Raw genomic sequence first — 18,439 nt, 5'->3', positions numbered from 1 at the left:
AGTGGCAGAAATCAGAGTTCCAGAATTAGCAGAATCAATTACGGAAGGTACGATCTCAACATGGTTCAAACAAGTGGGCGACCGCGTTGAAAAAGGTGAAAATATCGTTGAGCTTGAAACAGACAAAGTCAACGTTGAAGTGATTTCAGAAGAAGCAGGTGTCATCACTGAACTGAAAGCAGCAGAAGGCGATACCGTAGAAGTAGGTGCAGTCATCGCTGTCGTCGATGAAAGCGGTACGGGTGCAGCACCCGCTCCTCAGGCGGAGGCACCAGCGGCAGCTGACACCGGGAAAACGCCGACTATTGAACAGGCAGTTGAAGAGACAAAAACTGAGCGGATCGTAGCGACCCCTTCAGCTCGTAAATTAGCACGCGAAAAAGGTATCAGCTTAAGCGATATCAACGCTAAAGACCCGCGCGGCTTAATCCGCAGCCATGATGTTGAAAACAGCACGAAGCAGGAAGCGCCGAAAGCGGCTGCACCAGCTGCACCGAAAGAAAATCCTAATAAACCGGTCATCCGTGAGAAAATGTCACGCCGCCGTAAAACAATTGCTAATAAATTACTGGAAGTATCTCAAAATACAGCAATGCTGACGACATTCAACGAAGTGGATATGACTAATGTCATGGAACTTCGTAAACGTAAAAAAGACAAGTTCCAGGAAGATCATAATGGAACACGCCTCGGCTTCATGTCATTCTTTACGAAAGCCGTCGTTGCTGCCCTTAAAAAATATCCTGCGGTTAACGCTGAGATTGACGGCGATGACTTAGTGCTGAAACAGTTCTATGACATCGGAGTTGCCGTCTCCACTGAAGAAGGATTAGTCGTACCGGTTGTCCGTGACTGTGACAAGAAGAACTTTGCAGAAATCGAAGGCAGCATTTACGACCTTGCAGTTAAGGCACGTGACAAAAAGCTCGGACTTGATGATATGATGGGTGGTTCATTCACAATCACCAATGGTGGTGTGTTCGGTTCATTGATGTCGACACCGATCATCAATGGTACTCAGGCTGCAATCCTCGGCATGCACTCAATTGTCACACGTCCCGTCGCTATCGACAAAGAGCGCATGGAAAACCGTCCGATGATGTATATCGCCTTAAGCTATGACCACAGAATCATTGACGGCAAAGAAGCAGTAGGATTCCTGAAAACAGTGAAAGAACTGATTGAAAATCCTGAAGATTTACTGCTTGAAAGCTAAGCTATGATAATGAAGACGCCCCGGCTGCCATGACAGCCGGGGCGTCTTGCGGTTTGACAGCGAAAGATTGACGAGACGACTGAACACCGCTTGTATTCATCGGGCTAAAACTTTAGAATAATAGAGTAAGAGTTCATCTTGTTTAAGGAGAGTAGTTTATGAATTTATCTGGTATTCATCATGTGACTGTTGAAACGGCTGATATAGAGCGCTGTCATGATTTTTATCATGGGATACTCGGCATGATGCTTGTGAAGAAGCCAATCAATTTTAACAATACAACGTCTCACCGCCTTTCCTTCGGTGACGCCAAAGGGAGTCCGGGTACACTGCTGAATTTTATCAGTGCTGAGGAACAGGACTACAGAGAGGGGACGAACGGTATTTATGCCTATTCGTTAAGAGTGCCGACGGACAGAAGCCTGTATTACTTCAAACTGCGCTTTGATGAGCACAGCATCAAGTATGACGGTGTGATCCAGTTGAACGGTCGACACGCGCTGCCGTTCTACGACATGGATGACCGCCTCGTCTATTTAGTGTCCGACGAGAACAACATAGGCATTCCATATGGGACGCCTCATATTGATTCACCGGTCGATTCCATCCATCAGATAGTCGGACTCGGTCCCGTGCTGCTGAGAGTCGAGCATACACTGCCGACTGCGTCAGTGTTAAAGCAGCTGCTCGGCATGGACCGCACGACTGAGTATAAGCATCAATCATCAGCACAGCTTGTCCAGGTGTTCAGCATGGCTGAAGGAGGCAACGGCGGTGAAGTACATATATTACAGTCGTCAGGTTTAACAGGACAGAGCGGGGTGCATCATGCAGCATTCAGAGCGGCAGACGAAGACACTCTGAAGCAAGTATTAACCGTACTCGAGTCGGCAAATGTGCCGAATTCAGGCATCGTGGACGACAATTATTTTAAATCTCTTTATTTCAATGACTTAAGTGGTATATTATTTGGTATAGCAACAGATTCGCCTGGAATCGACGGACATGCAGAATCACTGTAAGTGTGCCGTATTACTTGATGATGAGCGGGCAGCAAATGAGAAGGAGGTATAACATGTTACACGAGGAATGGCTGACTAAAGAGCCGATCAAACAAGTGACAGTCGTCCAGACAAACGCCAAGAAATACAAAGTGAGCGATATGCTGACGATCGGTCAGACCTATGATGTTGTCAATGAAACGGAAGAATATTATCATATAAGAGATAACAGCGGCAAAGTCGGCGGCTATTATAAAGAATATTTTGAAGAAATATAAGGGCGGAAGCCCTTTTTATTATTGAAGGAGAAGGCAATGAACTTATATCAGAATGATGATACAACGATTTTAGACGATGCGGTGAATATGCTGCAGCTGAAGAAAAACATCCTCTTAAAAGGACCGACGGGTTCCGGCAAGACGAAACTCGCGGAAACACTGCGGCTCAAGCTGGGCCGGAAGATGAACAGCATCAACTGTTCTGTGGATCTTGACGCTGAGAGCCTGCTCGGGTTTAAGACGATTGAAGTGATAGACGGAGAAACGCAGATTACTTTTGTCGAAGGCCCCGTGATTCAAGCGATGAAAGAAGGACATCTGCTGTATATTGATGAGATCAATATGGCGAAACCGGAGACGCTGCCGATATTGAACGGCGTGCTCGATTTCAGAAGAACCCTCACCAATCCATTCACTGGAGAAGTGGTGACTGCACATGATGACTTCGCTGTCATTGCAGCGATCAATGTCGGCTATGTCGGTACATTACCGATGAATGAAGCGCTGAAAAACAGATTCGTTGTCATTGATATGAACTACATTTCAGGTGATATACTGAAGCAGGTCATCCAGGAGCAGACGAAGCTTACGGATATCACACTTATAGACCAGCTGATTCAGTTCAATAAAGACTTAGTGGTGATGGCAGAGCAGGGGCAGATCAGCGAAGAGGCGAGCTCCATCCGGGCGCTGCTTGATCTGTGTGATCTGACGACGATCATGCCGGTTGAACGTGCCATCAAGCGGGCCATCGTTGACAAGCTGGAGGATGAACGGGAACAGCAGGCCATTATCAATGCGATGGAACTGACGTTTTAATGGCAGACAAGTTCATATTATTCAACGATGAAAAAGTCGATCCGACCCAGCTGATGATGCTGACCGATCTTGTCCAGCTCATCATGGAAGATAATGAAGTGAAAGTAGGCTATCAGAAGTTCGGTTACTTTGACCCGCTGGAGAAAGAGCTGAACGTGAGCTTTAAATGGCGTCACCGCGAGTCAGAGCTGTATGCCTTGAAGAGTGACTGTCTGCTGTATGGTCTGGGATATGCCATGCAGGACCAGGACGCCATCTATGACATGCTGGAGACAGAAGTGCGTCACCGGAAGTTTTTCATGCAGCTATTTGTCATGCTGGAAGAACAGCGGCTGATGCGTCTTATCGTCGGATCAAGACCTGCTGCCCGTAAGTTCTTTGTGACACGGCAAACACTGAAACGCCAGGACAATGCCAGTCAGCTGACTGTCTACCGCACAAAGAAGATGCCGACGGATCTGCTGTTCCTTCAGCTGGAAGAAGCGCTGCTGACCGATAATGTTCTCGATCTTGAGACATCTTATAGCGGCATGGTCGATGCCAGACTGCGCGAGCTGCTGAGCCGGGCGTTCGATACTTTGACGACAGCAGATAGCGCGGACATTGCCATCGGAATGATGTATGTCATTGATGAGCTGCTGACACGTGATATGCTGAATGACTATTATTATTTACCGGTCAAACTGCTGGAAGACATTAAGCGGTTCAAAGAAATCAAGGCCGTGGAACTGGAAGAGAGCGCCGGAGAATCCGGCAACGTTGAAACAGAAGAAGTACTGACGAATAGTCAGTCCTCAGACAGTGAGTCCGGCAGCTATATGCAGACGGAAATTAGAGAGGGCAGGAACAGCCGTATTGAAGCGGCAGGCGGCAGAGCAGGCAGTGATTCAGACGAAGTGACTGAAATCATGGCAGGCCGCGGAAAAAGCACTGCCCAGAAAGATGGGGATGGTATCGATATCTCTGAGGAAGTCGGCGAAGAGAACAGCAGCGTCATCATTGAATGGCGGACGCCGGTCATCACGCCCGACACCCAAGTCAACTATTCCCTGCTTCAAAAGGAAGTGCTCCCGGAAGTGCGCAAGCTTACGTCGATCATCCAGAAGACGATCGCACACCGCAGTGAGAACACACGGACCCGTCTTGCGAAAGGGCTGCTCGACAAAAAGCTGACGAACTGGTTCCTTGACGAGCAGAAGCGGTTATTTTACAAGAAGGATCAGCAGTCAAAAGAGCTGGATGCGACGTTCACACTGCTCGTCGATGCGTCCTATAGTATGGAGAATAAGATTGAAGAGACAAAAAAAGGGATCGTCCTCTTCCACGAGACACTGAAGAAGCTGCTGATCCGCCACGAAGTGATGGCGTTCAACGAGGATACATTCAGCTCAGACCAGCATGCCCAGCGGAATATATTCGACTATCTGGTCAACTACCAGGAGTCATTGTCACCGACAGGCGGCACCGGCATTGCATCGATCAAAGCCCAGGATGATAACCGGGATGGCCTTGCGATACGCGTTGCAGGTGAGATGATCCGCCGGCGCAGTGAACAGCAGAAGTTTCTGATTGTCTTTTCAGACGGCGAACCATCTGCGTTCGGCTATGAATCAAACGGTATCATTGATACACATGAAGCAGTGATGAACTTACGTCGTCAAGGCGTATTTGTCATCAATGTGTTTTTGAGTCAGTCACCAATAGACCCGCAGACTGAAGCGACGATTAAAAACATTTACAACGACTACTGCGTCTTTGTGGAAGGGGTCGAAAATCTGCCGTTTATTATTTCGCCGCTGCTTAAAAAATTGCTGCTGCAGTCATTGCGGTGACCGGGAACATTTAACTAAAATTTAAATATTCAGAATTCTGTGGACTTCAACCCTTTAAAGTGTTATAATTTTTTTGACTTTATTTTTAGGAGGAATGTTATGAAAAAAAGTACATGGGTAGTGGGGTTTATGTTATTTGCCATTTTCTTCGGCGCAGGTAACTTAATCTTCCCGCCGAAATCAGGTCATACTAGCGGTGCGTATTTCTGGCCGGCAATTTTAGGTTTTATTGTGACAGGGGTAGGGCTGCCGCTGTTAGGCATCATTGTAGGATCGCTTGACGAAGGGGGCTATAAAGAAGCACTCAGAAAAATCAATCCGGTGTTCGGAACAGTCTTTCTAGTGGCGATCTATTTGACGATTGGCCCGCTGTTTGCGATTCCTCGTACGGGAGCAACGTCTTATGAGATGGCTGTCGTTCCGTTTCTCGGTTCACCTTCTGCCTTATCATTATTCATCTTTACATTGATTTATTTCGCTATTTCTTTATGGCTGGCAATCAATCCGTCAAAAATGGTTGATAGAGTAGGTTCATTTTTGACACCTGTCTTACTAGTATCGATTGTCTTACTTGTGATTAGAGGAATTTATATTTTATTCAACAAGCCGGCGACACCTACTGATACAACTGTTTATTCTTCAGGAGTCGGCAGCTTCTTCAAAGGATTCACTGAAGGGTATTTAACAATGGATGCGATTGCAGCCATCGCTTTCTCAGTGATCGTACTGAATGCCATCAAAGCTAAAGGCATCACGAAAGAAACCGGTTTGTTCAAGCAGACGGTGCTGGCAGGCGTTATCGCAGCAGCAGCACTCGGCTTCATCTATTTGACACTCGGCTGGATCGGTAACCACTACAGCCTGTCTGCAGCGACAGCAGCTAGCATTGAAAAGAACCATCTTGACATGGGAACGTATATTTTAACGCATGTAGCTAACGCAACGTTCGGCGGATTCGGTAAGCTGCTGATCGGCGTCATTGTCACACTTGCATGTCTGACGACTTCTGTCGGACTGATTGTAGCGGTGAGTGAATATTTCTATGAGATCTTCCCTAAAATCTCTTATAAAGTATATGTTATCGTCTTTACATTGTTCAGCTTCCTGCTGGCTAACCAAGGTTTATCAGCAGTGATCTCTAAATCTGTACCGGTATTGCTCGTGCTTTATCCGATTGCTATGACGTTAGTTCTCGTCATGCTTCTTGCAAAGTTTATCCCGACACCGCCGCTCGCACAGCAGCTGGCACTTGGACTAGTGACTATTGAGTCCATTCTATCTGTCATGCATGCATATGGCATGCTGCACTTATCATTCATGGACAGCCTGCCATTAAAAGGCCAGTCAATGGAATGGCTGCTGTTTGCCATCGTCGGTTACATCGTCGGCTATCTATTAGGCGCACGTCAGGAAAAAATTCAGTACACATAATAAAAACCAATCGAACTAATAGTTCGATTGGCTTTTTTCGTTGCGCAGCTGCAGCAGCTGGTTTTTAAGGTCATTTTCCATCTTGGAAAGCTCTGCTTCAGCGGCACGGCGTCTTGTTGCGCCTTCCTGCTGAATCGATAATGTCTCACGGATTGTTTCCACGATATTGCTCTGCGTGGTCTTCAATGTTTCAATTTCTACGATGCCGCGCTCATTTTCCTGTGCAGTCAGAATCGTATTCGTTTTGAGCATTTCAGAGTTTTTCAGGAGCAGTTCATTCGTGGTGTTAGTGACCTGCTGCTGTGCTTTTGAAGCTTTCTGCTGATGTAACAATGACAGCGCGATGGCCATCTGGTTTTTCCAGAGTGGGATACTCGTCAGAATAGAGCTCTGAATCTTCTCAGCAAGCGTCTGGTTGACGTCCTGAATCATCCGGATCTGCGGCGCTGACTGCAGAGTGATCTGCCTTGACAGCTTCAAGTCATAGACCCGTTTGTCGAGCCGGTTGATATAGTGGCGCATATCGTTGACTTCCTGGACCATCAGCTGGTCATTGGACGCTGCTGCTTTCTGCTGCAGCAGTGGCAGGTCGGCATTTAGTTCATCGCGCTTTTCTTCTGCGGCCAGAATAAACATATCCAGCGCTTCAAAGTAAGCACGGTTTTCCTCGTACAGCCGGTCCAGTAAAGCGACGTCTTTCATCAGCACATCTTTTGAGTGGGACAGTTCAACCGAAATACGGTCGATTTGTCCGGACACGGATTGATATCTTGACAGCAGTTCGTTAATGCTTGAAGACACTTTCTTGAACAGGCGCTTGAATCTTGATTTTTCCTGCTCATTTAATTCATCAGGATCAATTTCCTTCAGCTTTTTCATCAGATTGTCCAGGTTATCACCGATCGGACCGATGTCCTTACGCTGTACTTCATCCAGTATTTGATGTGAAAACTGGGACAGCTTCATCTGGGCATTCGCACCATACATTAATAAGTTCTCATTGTCGAGCGGCTTAATCTGCGCTTTAATTTTGTTGATCTTTTCCCGTTTCTCAGGAGACAGTTGTGCCGGCTGTGCGGTTATGTCCTGTCTGACGACCGGAATGGGCTGTATTTCAGGCTGCAGGTCAGCAGCAAACGGGTTTGCGGTCAAATCGTCTAGTAGCTCATCTTTTGGCATTAACGTTCAATCCTTTCTTTCTGTTGTGATTTTAATACAGGGACTTCGACCTGCTCTGTATGGTCGAGCGCTGGCAGCTGATTGATTTTAGCGAGGTCCACTTCAACAGACATCTGCTGATAATCCTCAGCGTTTAATGCCCTCAAATCTGCGTGCAGCGTACGCTTTAATTCTTCAAGTGTGATCTTCGCTGCATTCAATTGATTGATCTCCTCATGATTTTTATGCGGCATACGGACAAGATAGACATACTGGTTGATCAAGTTCACCGTGTTATCAAGATGGGAGAAAAAGAAGCTGTCGACTTTGAAAAACTTTTTCGGGTTTTTCTGGACAGTCTTATAGATGGCACGGGCAATACGGTTGATTTCATTAATATTTTTAAAGTCGCTGTAACTGCGGATTTTTGTGTACTGGCTGAGAAGCACTTTGATTTTAGGTTTCGCCTCATTCAAATGCTTTCTCACATATTTATATTCTCGTCTCGATAAACCCACTTCATTCAAATACTGATTGGAAGTGGTCAGTTGAATCGGAATATAGGCACCGAAATAGCTGCCAATCATAAGCAGCCAGTCCAGCCACTGGTCAACGACAAAAAAATTGATGCTGATGAATCCGACGATTAAAGCGACGGGTACAGCAAATATGGCGCCGATAAAATGCGAGACACTATACTTCATACGTCATCATTTCCTTTTTATAATAAAACTAAGGTTAAATCTGCTTAAAACTATCATATTCACGGTAAGGAATTTCAAATATTTCATAAGATCTGACTCTTGAAAATGATGCCGGTCCAGTGATGACTTTCGCAGCGAAAGCTTTCACTTCATCAGATTTCCCTGAAACAAATACTTCGACAAAATCTTCTACATTCTGTACAGTTCCAGTAATATCATATTTTGCAGCAAGCTTGGCAGTCGCATTGCGAAAACCGACACCCTGCACACGTCCATAAACTTTAATATGCTCTGTTATCATGCGTTTCACCTCTCACAAATAATTATATGGATTTTCGCCTGAAATTCCTAATAAATTGCATTATCAGGTGAATTACTTGAAATCTGATTTTTTTGCTTACATAATATAGACTGGATTGGAAAGAAGGGAAGTTACATGTTTCAACTCAAAGTAATAAGAGCAGATTATGAAGGCTGGTGGCTGTTTGAGGACTGGCCGGAAAAAGTAATCATGACTCAGACATTCCAGACAGCAGAAGAACTGGCAGCAGGCTATGAACAGCAGCTTGAAGCCATGCGACAAAAGTTTCCGAACGAAATCATCGGTAAATATAATATTCATGCATTCTACAGAAACTGTGAGCTGGAGTTCTGCGAGGAATGTGATGAAGATCTGCAGATATACTACAGTTTGATCGCACTGGAAGGCGAGCAAGTTTTACAAGGTGGTAAACATTGTAAATGTCTAAATTAACACAAAATTGTGTTGATTATTGATACACCTTATTTTATAATTAAAGCAAGCAATAAGCGTTATTCCATATTACAAAGTGAATAGCCGCGGCCGTTTGTTTTGTAATATGTGAATAATTGCATATTGAATTTTTAGTCTTGGAGGTTTCAAACATGAAACAAGGTACAGTTAAATGGTTTAACGCAGAAAAAGGTTTCGGTTTCATCGAAATCGAAGGAGAAAATGACGTATTCGTACATTTCTCAGCAATCAACCAAGAAGGTTACAAATCTTTAGAAGAAGGTCAAGCAGTGGAATTCGAAGTCGTTGAAGGCGATCGTGGACCACAAGCTGCTAACGTTGTCAAATTATAATCTAAAATTATATAGAAACGTTAATAAGACACCCTAACTTTATGTTAGGGTGTCTTATTTTCTGCGCTGAATAATCTAAAAATTTTTTCAATTAATAAAAATATAATAATGTTATGTAAACTTATATTATAATTAAAAAATAAAAATACAATAAGAAAAAGGATAGGACTAAAGTGTATTACAGTGAAAAATAAAAAAACCTGACGATATTAATCGTCAGGGGAAAACCAATCATTAATGAACCACATCGTTTTGTATGAGCTGCTCAAGTGACTGGCGGCGGATGACTTCTCGGACACCTGCTGCTGTGACGAAGACAACGGCAGGTTTCAGCATCTGATTATAATTGGAGCTCATGCTGTAGTGGTAGGCGCCGGTCGAGAGTACTGCCAGATAATCACCTGTCCGTACACTTGCGGGGAGCTTGATGTCACGGCGTATAATATCTCCTGACTCACATAGTTTGCCGGCAATCGTCATGAGTTTATCGTGCGGCTCTTCGCGGTTGACGAGTTTCAGTTCATACTGGGCATCGTATAACGCTGTACGAATATGATCGCTCATACCACCGTCAATCGACACATAATAGTTCACATCAGGTATGTCTTTCACTGTACCGACTTCATACAATGTAATACCTGCTTCACCGACAATCGAGCGGCCGGGCTCAAGTGAGATTTCCGGCACTGGGTAGTGGTTGCGCGCACAGGCGATTTTCAGTGCATCTGTAATGGCTTTAATGCCGTCTTCGATAGGGTAGCTGACGTCGTCATCAGTATATTTAGTGCTGAAGCCGCCGCCGATATTCAGGACACTGATGGCGATGTCATTGTCAGCTAGCCAGTCAATCACTAGATCAATCGTTGCGATGGTGCCAGTCGATTCAAAGATCTGCGAACCGATATGAAAATGCACGCCCATAAAATCAATGTGCGCTGCCTGCTGGATTTTTTTGATGCCTTCAAGTGCCAGTCCTTTTTTGACACTGAGACCGAACTTGCTGTTCTCCTGACCGGTCTGGATGAATTCATGCGTATGGGCTTCTACGCCGGGATTGATTCTGAGCACTGCCTTGACCGTCCGGTCGGCGAGTGCATCAAGACGATCGATTTCATCCAGGCTGTCAATCACAAAGTAGTCAACACCGGATTCAACGGCATATTTAATCTCGCGGTCCGTTTTGTTGTTGCCGTGAAAATGAATGCGGTTTTCAGCGACAGTGGACTGCAGCGCTGTAAACAGCTCGCCTTCACTGACGACGTCAAGTCCCATATTTTCCTCTGCCATCAAGTTGAAGAGCTGGACAGAAGAAAACGCCTTGGAGGCATAGGATATTGTATAGTTGAGCCCTGATTCCTGTAAGGCACGATGAAAACGTCGGCACTGATTCCGGATCATTGTCTCATCATAGACGAAGAGAGGCGTGCCGGATGTGCGTGCGATGTCGCTGAGACGATGACCATGCAGGGTCAGTTCATTATGAATATATTGTAATGTCATTAAATGATCTCCTTCTGTAATGAATGATGATTAAGGGCGCTCAGCTGCTCTGAATTGGCGCCAACACCTTTAAAAGTGAATGTGTCGATTCTGCTGTCATTGCTGTAGAGGATAACGTCATCTCCAGCCGTGACAGTATCATCGACTTCAACGAACATATGGCTCATCATGAGCGCACGAATAGGGTGACGCCTGCCGTTGATCATACAGTCGTGCTTGCTGCGTGTCCTGAGAATACCATCTCCGTAACCGATATCGACAACAGCAAGGCGGGTCGTCTGTTCAGCTGTATAGGCGAAGCTGTAACCAGCCGACTGACTAGCTTCTATCGTCTGTACTTGAATGACATTGGCACTGACTGTCAGTGCCTGTCGTGTCATTGCTTCCGGTAATGAAGCGTATGGTCTTGACCCGTACAGAATAATGCCGAGTCGTGCATGACTGTGATCCTGGAAAAGGCCGTCACGGACAAAGCTCGCACTGTTCTGTGCATGGATGTATGTAAAGCGATGATATTTGCTGATTATGGCAAGGCCTGTCAGCCACGCTTCTTTCTCTGTATGATAGTCATCCACATCAAATTCATCTGCATAGCCGAAATGCGTCCAGAGGCCGGTTATCATCATCTGCTCCTCTGCTGGAACATTGTTATTCTCTTCAATCACGTCTATCATATCGTCAAATGTCTTGAACCCTGAACGGTGCAGCAGGTTTTCATATTCCAGATGGACATGGATGCCGGCGAGCTGCTGCTGATACTGACGATAAAACGCAGCGGACGGCAGTGTCATTTGAATGTGATGATCCCGCAGCACTTGAAACTCTGTACTCGGATTCATCAGAAAGATGAGCGCATCCGGTGCCAGTTCACGTATTCTGACAGCTTCCCGGAGCACGGTCGTGCTGAAGGCAGTAATGCCGCATTCCAAAAAGGCAGTGACCGCAAAATCAAGACCGAAGTGATAGGCATCGTTCTTCATCACCGCCATGACCGGCTTGTTCTGGATGACATGTGCCACGTTATCTTTGAAGGCTTGAGCATTAAGTGTCCACCGCGCCGTCATGACTGCACCTCGTGCTGCTGAAGAATCGCTTCAAACAGGTCAATGCCTTTCAGCAGTACTGCTTCATCAAAGTTGAATGTCGCTGTATGCAGTCCTGTCACAAATCCTTTCGCCTCATTTCTGCAGCCGAGAAAGGCGAATGCAGTCGGTGCAGCAGTGCTGTAGAAGGCAAAGTCTTCACCGAATAAGTACGGGTCGTCTTTCTCGATCCACGTCAGGTCTGTCGCTCCGGCAGCCTGCTGCATCAGCTGATAGGCTGCTTCATCATTGATCGTCGGTGGATAACCTTCAGCAAACTTCAGTTCAACTGATACACCGGTCAATGTCTCACAAGCTGTACGTATGCGTGCCATCTGCTCCTTGACGACTGCGAGATTCGCCATATCGAACGTGCGGATCGTGCCTTCAAGATAACCGGTTGACGGCACGGTATTGATTGCTTCGCCGGCACTGAACTTTCCGATGTGCACGATATTCTGTCTTAAGCCCGGCAGGTGATAGTGCTGCAGCTGGCTCAACTGATTCAGTATGAATGCCAGTGCTTCGCCGGCGGACTGACCCTGTTCTTTGTTGGCGACGTGGGCGGATGTCCCGCTGATAAAGAAGCGGTATTCTGTCGCACTCGCGGTCAGCGGTCCTGGTTTCGATAAAATCGTGCCTTCCTCATTGTCCGGCATCATGTGCAGACCGTAAATACCTGCCAGCGGTCCGAAGTCATAGGCACTAATCAGCTGATTGGCTCCTGCCATCGTCTCTTCAGAAGGCTGGAAGATGAAGTAGACCGTCGTCTTTAAACGGCCGCTGTCTGCCAGCTGTTTAACGCGTCCCGCAAAACCGAGCAGCATCGCTGTATGGCCGTCATGACCACAGGCATGCATCACGTGGTCTACTGTCGATTTATAGTCGCACGTATTCTCCTCAAGAATAGGAAGGGCATCAATATCAGCTCTGAAGCCGACAGCAGTAGAGCCGCTGCCTTCAATCTTTGCGATGACTCCTGTCGGAAGCGGGCACTCATAACTGATGTGCAGGGCGTCAAGCCTGCTTTTAATGAATGCTGTTGTGTTGAACTCCTCCATGCTCAGCTCAGGATGCTGATGGAGATGGCGTCTCGTTTCAGTCAAAAATTGCAGTTCCATTATCATTCTCCTAATAAGAAAGAGGTTGGGACATCTGTAGCCTGCACTTGTCACAGGAGCTTATCAAGATATGTCACAGCCTCATTCAGGATAATTTATTTTAAGTTTCTTAATGCCTGGACAATTTCAATTTTAGAGCCTTCTACTTCACTGACCTGCTTGATCACTCTGGCAGGTGTGCCGGCGACTACTGTTCCTGGAGCTACATCTTCAGTCACGATGGCACCAGCTGCAACGACAGCACCTTTGCCGACACGGACGCCTTCCAGAACGACGGCGTTTGCTCCGATCAGGACGTCATCTTCAATGATGACAGGCTGCGCACTTGGCGGCTCTATGACGCCCGCAAGCACGGCTCCTGCACCGACATGGACATTTCTGCCGGTTGTCGCACGGCCGCCGAGCGTCGCGTTCATGTCAATCATCGTTCCTTCACCGACAACGGCACCGATATTAATCGTTGCACCCATCATAATCACGGCATTGTCACCGATCACTGCATGTTCACGGATGAATGCACCGGGTTCAATGCGTGCATTGATTGTTGTCTGGTCGATCAGCGGAATGGCTGAGTTTCTACGGTCATATTCCACTTCGAATTCAGTGACTGCTGACTGATTGGCTTCATAGAATTCTGCCCAGTCGCTGTAATCCGCAAAGATTGTTTTTGATGCATCAGAGCCGAACACTTTGAAGCTGTCAGGGAATGTCACTGCTTCGAAGTTGCCGTTCACATAAACTTTGACAGGGGTCTGCTTTTTAGCGTCGCTGATATACTGGATGATTTCCTGTGCTGTAAATTCTTTCATGAATAAGTCCTCTTTTCGTTTTATAAAGTATCGAATGTATAATATCCGGGTGGTCTATTGATCAACTGTTCTGCCACATCGATGCTGCCGCTAGCAAATATATCTTTGCTCTGGGCGCGGTGAATAATCTGTATCGTTTCATCATGACCGGCGAACAGCACCTCATGTTCGCCGACAATTGTACCGCCGCGGACGACGTTGATGCCGACTTCTTCGGCCGTGCGGGCTGAGTGGATATTTGTGCGGTCGTACACAGGTGTCGACTGCGCGCGCTGCTCTTTAATCGTATCGTAGAGTTTGACCAGTGTACCGCTCGGCGCATCGACTTTTCTGCGGTGGTGCTTCTCAGTCAGCTCTATATCAAAGTTCTGGAGCAGCGGGACACTGTACTTGATGATTTCAGTCAAAATATGGACGCCGTAGCTCATATTCGCACTGAAGAAAACAGGGAGTTCTGCTGCCCGGTCGTGCAGTGCCTGGATGATATTTTCCTTTTGACCGGTTGTCGCCATCACAATAGGCAGCTGCGCCTTGCTGATCAAAGCCAGTGACAGTTCAGGATGGGAGAAGTCAATGATGACATCCGCATCCGGCCAGTCACTCTCCACTGAATAGGCGGGGTAGGGGTAATCGTTCTGGCGGTTGACAATAATACCGGTGATGACATGACCACGTTCTTCAGCAAGTTTGGCGACGCGTACGTTCATGGCGCCGTAGCCGGCGAGCAGAATTCTCATAGTATCCCGTCCTTCAGCTGCTGATACATATGGATAACAGCTTTAGTTTCATGTGGCGGCAGGGCGACAAGCGGTAATCTAAGACTGCCGTCTGCAAAGCCTAAGTAAGTGACGAGCGCTTTAATCGGCATCGGATTGATATCGATATTCAGCGCTTCAATCAACGGGCTGACGCCTGCATACAGATCGCCTGCTTGAGATGGATCCTGCTGATACACTTCGTAGATCGTCTGAAACTCTTTCGGTACCGCATTGGCAGCTACAGAGATAATGCCGTCGCCGCCGTGATCCAGGAATTCGATGAAGGAGTCATCGTTGCCGCTGTATAGAGCGAAATCGTCAGGAACAAGACTTTTCACTGCTTCAAAGTACTGCATATCGCCTGTCGCATCTTTTAACGCGGCGATATGCGGGTGAGCAGCCAGTTCCTTCACTGTCTCAGGCTCAATCGTCACGTTCGTGCGCGACGGTACATTGTAAAGAATCACCGGCAGTTCGACCGCATCAGCGATAGCTGTGAAATGAGCGATTAATCCGCGCTGATTGGTTTTATTGTAGTAAGGGGTGATGAGCATGATCCCGTCTGCGCCCGCTGCTTTCACATTTAATGACTGCTGGATGGACGCCTGAGTATCATTGGTGCCTGAGCCGACATAGACCGGTACACGGCCGGCAGTGACTTTCACCGCTGTCTCGACAAGTCTGATTTGTTCTTCTTTCGTCAATGTGGAGCCTTCACCCGTCGTGCCGTTGACAAACAGCGCTTTAATATCGTTAGTGAGCAGAAACTCAATATGGCGTTCGAATGTATCATAATCTACGACACCTTCTTTGAACGGGGTCGTGATAGCAACCGCTGTACCATGAAACAGTTTAGACATGAGATTCACTCCTTATCGTATGAAGCTGCTCGAGAATCTGTACAGCGTTCAGCGCTGCACCTTTCAGTAAATTATCAGCTGTACACCAAATATGGAAGGTGTTCGGCAGTGACTCGTCGCTGCGGATGCGGCCGACGAACACTTCATCGCGGTCTGTGGAATGGATGGCCATCGGATATGCATTATTTTTGACGTCATCGACAACGACAATACCTGGTGCCGCAGCAAGTACGTCTCTGATCTCTTCAACAGTCGCCGGCGTGCTTAATGTGACGTTGATAGCGACGCTGTGGCTGTCCTGGACAGGAATCCGGACACAAGTCGCTGTAACTTTCAGTTCAGGCAGCTGCAGAATCTTCTTCGTCTCATCGATCATCTTCTGTTCTTCCTTAGTGTAGCCGTCGTCCTGGAAGACATCAATATGAGGCAGCGCATTGTTGTAGATAGGGTGAGGGTAGTTGGTCGGTGCGATCCCTTTCTCTCCGTTTGCCAGATCGTTCCTGCCTGCAATACCTGACCCCGATACCGCCTGATAAGTCGTATAGCTGACACGCTCAAGTCCGAAGCGGTCGGCCAGCGGTTTCAGCGGGACGACGGACTGAATCGTTGAACAGTTAGGGTTGGCAATGATTGTACGGTTGGACTGAGGACGGTTCACCTCAGGGACAATGAGGTCAATATCTCCCTCCATTCTGAAGGCACTTGAATTGTCGATCACTGTCGCGCCGCTCTGTTCGAATAGGGGTGAGAATTTCAGCGATGTCCCGCCGCCTGCACTCATCAGCACATAATCAAACGGTTCAGCCGCTGCTTCTGCTGTCAGTTCCCGGACGGTATAAGTCTGTCCTTTGAACATGACTTCAGTGCCGGCTGACTTTTTTGAGGAGAATAATGTCAGTTCACTGAAAGGAATGTTTTTTCTGTCTAATACTTCGAGCATTTTAGAGCCGACAAGTCCTGTCGCTCCGACTACTGCTAATCTATACATGTGGTTTCCTCCTAAAGTTCAAATGCTTGACACAGCTGTTCTACTGCAAGCTGGCCGTTTTCATGGTTGACGACATAGGAAATGCTGATTTCCGACGTCGTGACCTGATAAAAGTTGATATTGTGGTTGAGCAGCGTCATAAATACTTTAGATGCGACGCCGGACATATCTCTCATGCCGGAACCGATCACTGACACTTTGACGTAGTTTTCCTCAACGTTATAGACGAGGGAAGGGAACCGGCCGATCAGTCCGCTGAAAATCTCATTGATCTGATTGACATCTGTATCTTTCATTGTGAACGACAGCTGCAGGCCGTCGCTGTTGACGATCTGTGAAATCATATCAACATTGATCTCTCCCTGCTCAAGCCGTATAAACAGCTCCTCCAGCAAGTTTCTGTCATACATCGGATAGCTGAGGGTCACGTAGTTCATATCTTTATCGAGGGCGACCCCGGTCACTGCTTTCTTCTCGAGTATATCTTCTTTCGGCATGATCCATGTTCCTTTCTCATCTGATAGTGTTTTACCGAGATAAATCGGGATGTTATAGTTTTTCGCGATTTCAACGCTTCTCGTCTCCAGCACGCCGGCACCGAGCGCGCTCATCTCCATCATTTCTTCGAAGCTCACAACGTCAAGCCGCTTCGCCGCCGGATACAGCCGCGGGTCTGTGCTGTAGACGCCGGCGACATCTGTATAGATCTCACACGGTGCTGCAAGCGCTGACGCGATGGCCACCGCTGTTGTGTCACTGCCGCCGCGGCCGAGCGTCGTAATCTCTCCGCGCTCATTGATGCCCTGGAAGCCGGCTACGACTAGTACATCGTGTGACTCGAAGTTTCTGTTGAGTACTTCCGCTTCGATATCCTGGATTTTGCTTTTCATATGATGGCCCATTGTCTTGATACCTGCCTGGAATCCGGTCAGCGCCTTGACGCTGACACCCAGTTCATGGAGCACAATGGCGAGATAGGAGATGGTCTGCTGTTCACCCGTCGTAAGCAGCAGAGCCAGATTCTCCTCATTCGGCTTAGCCGATAACATGCCGACATTCTCAAGGAGCACGTCCGTCGTCTTGCCCATGGCGGAGACGACAACAACCAGCTGTTCATCATTGTTGACGCGGTCTTTCAAATAATTCCCGATATTCTTGATCTTCTCAAAGTCAGCGACAGATGTACCGCCGAACTTCAATACGCTTCTCTTTGTAACCACAAGTCTGCCTCCTATGGCATCTATAAACAAAAAAACAAGTCCGCGTGCGGACTTGTTTATCTATTTACAAGTGATGCACTCCATTATTATCAAATAATGACAGATTCCTAGCTCTTAACCTGTGAATCCAACCGGGGCACTGCTGCAACAGCGACTCCGATTTCGGCATCTCACCCTTTCAGTAAAGCATTTGCAGATACGAACTTTACTTACTTATGATTGATGCGCCTCATCTCTAACTATTCAATTGTTGGTTTTATTATACATAAAGCGAATTAATTTGTATAGTGTATTTATAATTGTTTGAAAATTTGTTGCGTTACTGCGATAAATAATTCTGAAAAGAGGGTTAAAAATGAAGAGCACTATCGATGACAAAGAGCGGCTCAGTTATAAAGAGTCAAAAACGAATCCTTTAACGGACCCACTGAACAACGGGGCAGGGAATCTGCTGGATACGAAAAGCACCGGAATTCTCCTGGTGATCGTCCTCATCGGCTCACTGCTCGGCTGGCTTATTGTCAGCTGAAAAAGGTCGTGCCGCATGATGCGGCA

The 18,439-nt window shown here is 47.0% G+C and carries 20 protein-coding genes and 1 riboswitch; of the genes, 9 read left to right on the top strand and 11 right to left on the bottom strand.

What is annotated here, in order from left to right:
- Nucleotide 1: 1 nt before the first annotated feature.
- The 6 genes from odhB to brnQ all read left to right on the top strand — a co-directional run bounded on the left by odhB (nt 2) and on the right by brnQ (nt 6,577).
- Entirely contained in the window at nt 2-1,216 is a 1,215-nt protein-coding gene (gene odhB / locus KFV11_RS05865; protein WP_149458702.1) for a 2-oxoglutarate dehydrogenase complex dihydrolipoyllysine-residue succinyltransferase, read from the top strand.
- Nucleotides 1,217-1,374: 158 nt separating this feature from the next.
- Nucleotides 1,375-2,238, top strand: coding sequence for a VOC family protein (locus KFV11_RS05860; RefSeq protein WP_254249470.1), 864 nt, complete (start codon nt 1,375-1,377; stop codon nt 2,236-2,238).
- A gap of 53 nt (nt 2,239-2,291) precedes the next feature.
- Nucleotides 2,292-2,495 (top strand): DUF6501 family protein, encoded by a 204-nt coding sequence (locus KFV11_RS05855; RefSeq protein ID WP_149458704.1) that lies wholly within the window; start codon nt 2,292-2,294, stop codon nt 2,493-2,495.
- A 36-nt stretch (nt 2,496-2,531) separates the two neighbouring features.
- Complete coding sequence (locus KFV11_RS05850; RefSeq protein ID WP_254249469.1) at nt 2,532-3,314, top strand: ATP-binding protein; 783 nt, start codon at nt 2,532-2,534, stop codon at nt 3,312-3,314.
- On the top strand, nt 3,314-5,146 hold the full coding sequence (locus tag KFV11_RS05845) for a vWA domain-containing protein (RefSeq protein ID WP_254249468.1): 1,833 nt from the start codon (nt 3,314-3,316) through the stop codon (nt 5,144-5,146). Before KFV11_RS05850 ends, KFV11_RS05845 begins: the two co-directional genes overlap by 1 nt.
- Before the next feature lie 99 nt (nt 5,147-5,245).
- Nucleotides 5,246-6,577 (top strand): branched-chain amino acid transport system II carrier protein, encoded by a 1,332-nt coding sequence (gene brnQ / locus KFV11_RS05840; RefSeq protein WP_254249467.1) that lies wholly within the window; start codon nt 5,246-5,248, stop codon nt 6,575-6,577.
- Between the two features lie 15 nt (nt 6,578-6,592).
- Here brnQ and KFV11_RS05835 read toward each other — a convergent pair whose 3' ends face one another.
- The 3 genes from KFV11_RS05835 to KFV11_RS05825 are packed head-to-tail and all read right to left on the bottom strand — an operon-like array spanning nt 6,593 to nt 8,740.
- The gene (locus KFV11_RS05835) at nt 6,593-7,756 is read right to left on the bottom strand and encodes a toxic anion resistance protein (protein ID WP_149458708.1); all 1,164 of its coding nucleotides are present in this window, start codon (nt 7,754-7,756) and stop codon (nt 6,593-6,595) included.
- Nucleotides 7,756-8,439, bottom strand: a complete 684-nt coding sequence (locus KFV11_RS05830; protein ID WP_149458709.1) for a 5-bromo-4-chloroindolyl phosphate hydrolysis family protein — start codon at nt 8,437-8,439, stop codon at nt 7,756-7,758. Before KFV11_RS05830 ends, KFV11_RS05835 begins: the two co-directional genes overlap by 1 nt.
- Nucleotides 8,440-8,473: 34 nt before the next feature.
- Nucleotides 8,474-8,740 carry an acylphosphatase gene (locus KFV11_RS05825; RefSeq protein WP_149458710.1) on the bottom strand — a complete coding sequence of 89 codons (267 nt, stop codon included), beginning with the start codon at nt 8,738-8,740 and terminating at the stop codon, nt 8,474-8,476.
- A gap of 135 nt (nt 8,741-8,875) precedes the next feature.
- On the opposite strand from KFV11_RS05825, the gene KFV11_RS05820 reads away from it, so the two are divergent.
- Together KFV11_RS05820 and cspA are read left to right on the top strand one after the other, a co-directional pair.
- Nucleotides 8,876-9,193 (top strand): DUF1033 family protein, encoded by a 318-nt coding sequence (locus KFV11_RS05820; RefSeq protein ID WP_149458711.1) that lies wholly within the window; start codon nt 8,876-8,878, stop codon nt 9,191-9,193.
- Between the two features lie 152 nt (nt 9,194-9,345).
- Nucleotides 9,346-9,546, top strand: a complete 201-nt coding sequence (gene cspA, locus KFV11_RS05815) for a cold shock protein CspA (RefSeq protein ID WP_016912585.1) — start codon at nt 9,346-9,348, stop codon at nt 9,544-9,546.
- A 234-nt stretch (nt 9,547-9,780) separates the two neighbouring features.
- Here cspA and lysA read toward each other — a convergent pair whose 3' ends face one another.
- The 8 genes from lysA to KFV11_RS05775 form a co-directional block, all read right to left on the bottom strand.
- On the bottom strand, nt 9,781-11,046 hold the full coding sequence (lysA, locus tag KFV11_RS05810) for a diaminopimelate decarboxylase (RefSeq protein ID WP_254249466.1): 1,266 nt from the start codon (nt 11,044-11,046) through the stop codon (nt 9,781-9,783).
- Nucleotides 11,046-12,110, bottom strand: coding sequence for an alanine racemase (locus KFV11_RS05805; protein WP_254249465.1), 1,065 nt, complete (start codon nt 12,108-12,110; stop codon nt 11,046-11,048). The genes lysA and KFV11_RS05805 overlap by 1 nt, the downstream gene beginning before the upstream one ends.
- The gene (locus KFV11_RS05800; RefSeq protein WP_436970196.1) at nt 12,107-13,255 is read right to left on the bottom strand and encodes a M20 metallopeptidase family protein; all 1,149 of its coding nucleotides are present in this window, start codon (nt 13,253-13,255) and stop codon (nt 12,107-12,109) included. The genes KFV11_RS05805 and KFV11_RS05800 overlap by 4 nt, the downstream gene beginning before the upstream one ends.
- An 89-nt stretch (nt 13,256-13,344) precedes the next feature.
- On the bottom strand, nt 13,345-14,058 hold the full coding sequence (gene dapD / locus KFV11_RS05795; RefSeq protein WP_254249464.1) for a 2,3,4,5-tetrahydropyridine-2,6-dicarboxylate N-acetyltransferase: 714 nt from the start codon (nt 14,056-14,058) through the stop codon (nt 13,345-13,347).
- Between the two features lie 20 nt (nt 14,059-14,078).
- The gene (gene dapB / locus KFV11_RS05790) at nt 14,079-14,795 is read right to left on the bottom strand and encodes a 4-hydroxy-tetrahydrodipicolinate reductase (protein WP_254249463.1); all 717 of its coding nucleotides are present in this window, start codon (nt 14,793-14,795) and stop codon (nt 14,079-14,081) included.
- Entirely contained in the window at nt 14,792-15,676 is an 885-nt protein-coding gene (gene dapA, locus KFV11_RS05785) for a 4-hydroxy-tetrahydrodipicolinate synthase (RefSeq protein ID WP_254249462.1), read from the bottom strand. The genes dapB and dapA overlap by 4 nt, the downstream gene beginning before the upstream one ends.
- Complete coding sequence (locus KFV11_RS05780) at nt 15,669-16,664, bottom strand: aspartate-semialdehyde dehydrogenase (RefSeq protein ID WP_254249461.1); 996 nt, start codon at nt 16,662-16,664, stop codon at nt 15,669-15,671. The genes dapA and KFV11_RS05780 overlap by 8 nt, the downstream gene beginning before the upstream one ends.
- 11 nt (nt 16,665-16,675) lie before the next feature.
- Nucleotides 16,676-17,884 carry an aspartate kinase gene (locus KFV11_RS05775; RefSeq protein WP_254249460.1) on the bottom strand — a complete coding sequence of 403 codons (1,209 nt, stop codon included), beginning with the start codon at nt 17,882-17,884 and terminating at the stop codon, nt 16,676-16,678.
- Nucleotides 17,885-17,949: 65 nt separating this feature from the next.
- Nucleotides 17,950-18,125: riboswitch (Lysine riboswitch) on the bottom strand.
- Between the two features lie 114 nt (nt 18,126-18,239).
- Here KFV11_RS05775 and KFV11_RS05770 point away from each other — a divergent pair.
- The gene (locus KFV11_RS05770) at nt 18,240-18,413 is read left to right on the top strand and encodes a hypothetical protein (protein ID WP_170234534.1); all 174 of its coding nucleotides are present in this window, start codon (nt 18,240-18,242) and stop codon (nt 18,411-18,413) included.
- Nucleotides 18,414-18,439 lie beyond the last annotated feature (26 nt).

Source organism: Macrococcus equipercicus (assembly GCF_024205945.1).
Classification (GTDB): Bacteria; Bacillota; Bacilli; order Staphylococcales; family Staphylococcaceae; genus Macrococcus; species Macrococcus equipercicus.
The sequence above is the reverse complement of the archived record's forward strand: the minus strand, read 5'-3'. Positions and strand labels throughout refer to the sequence as shown.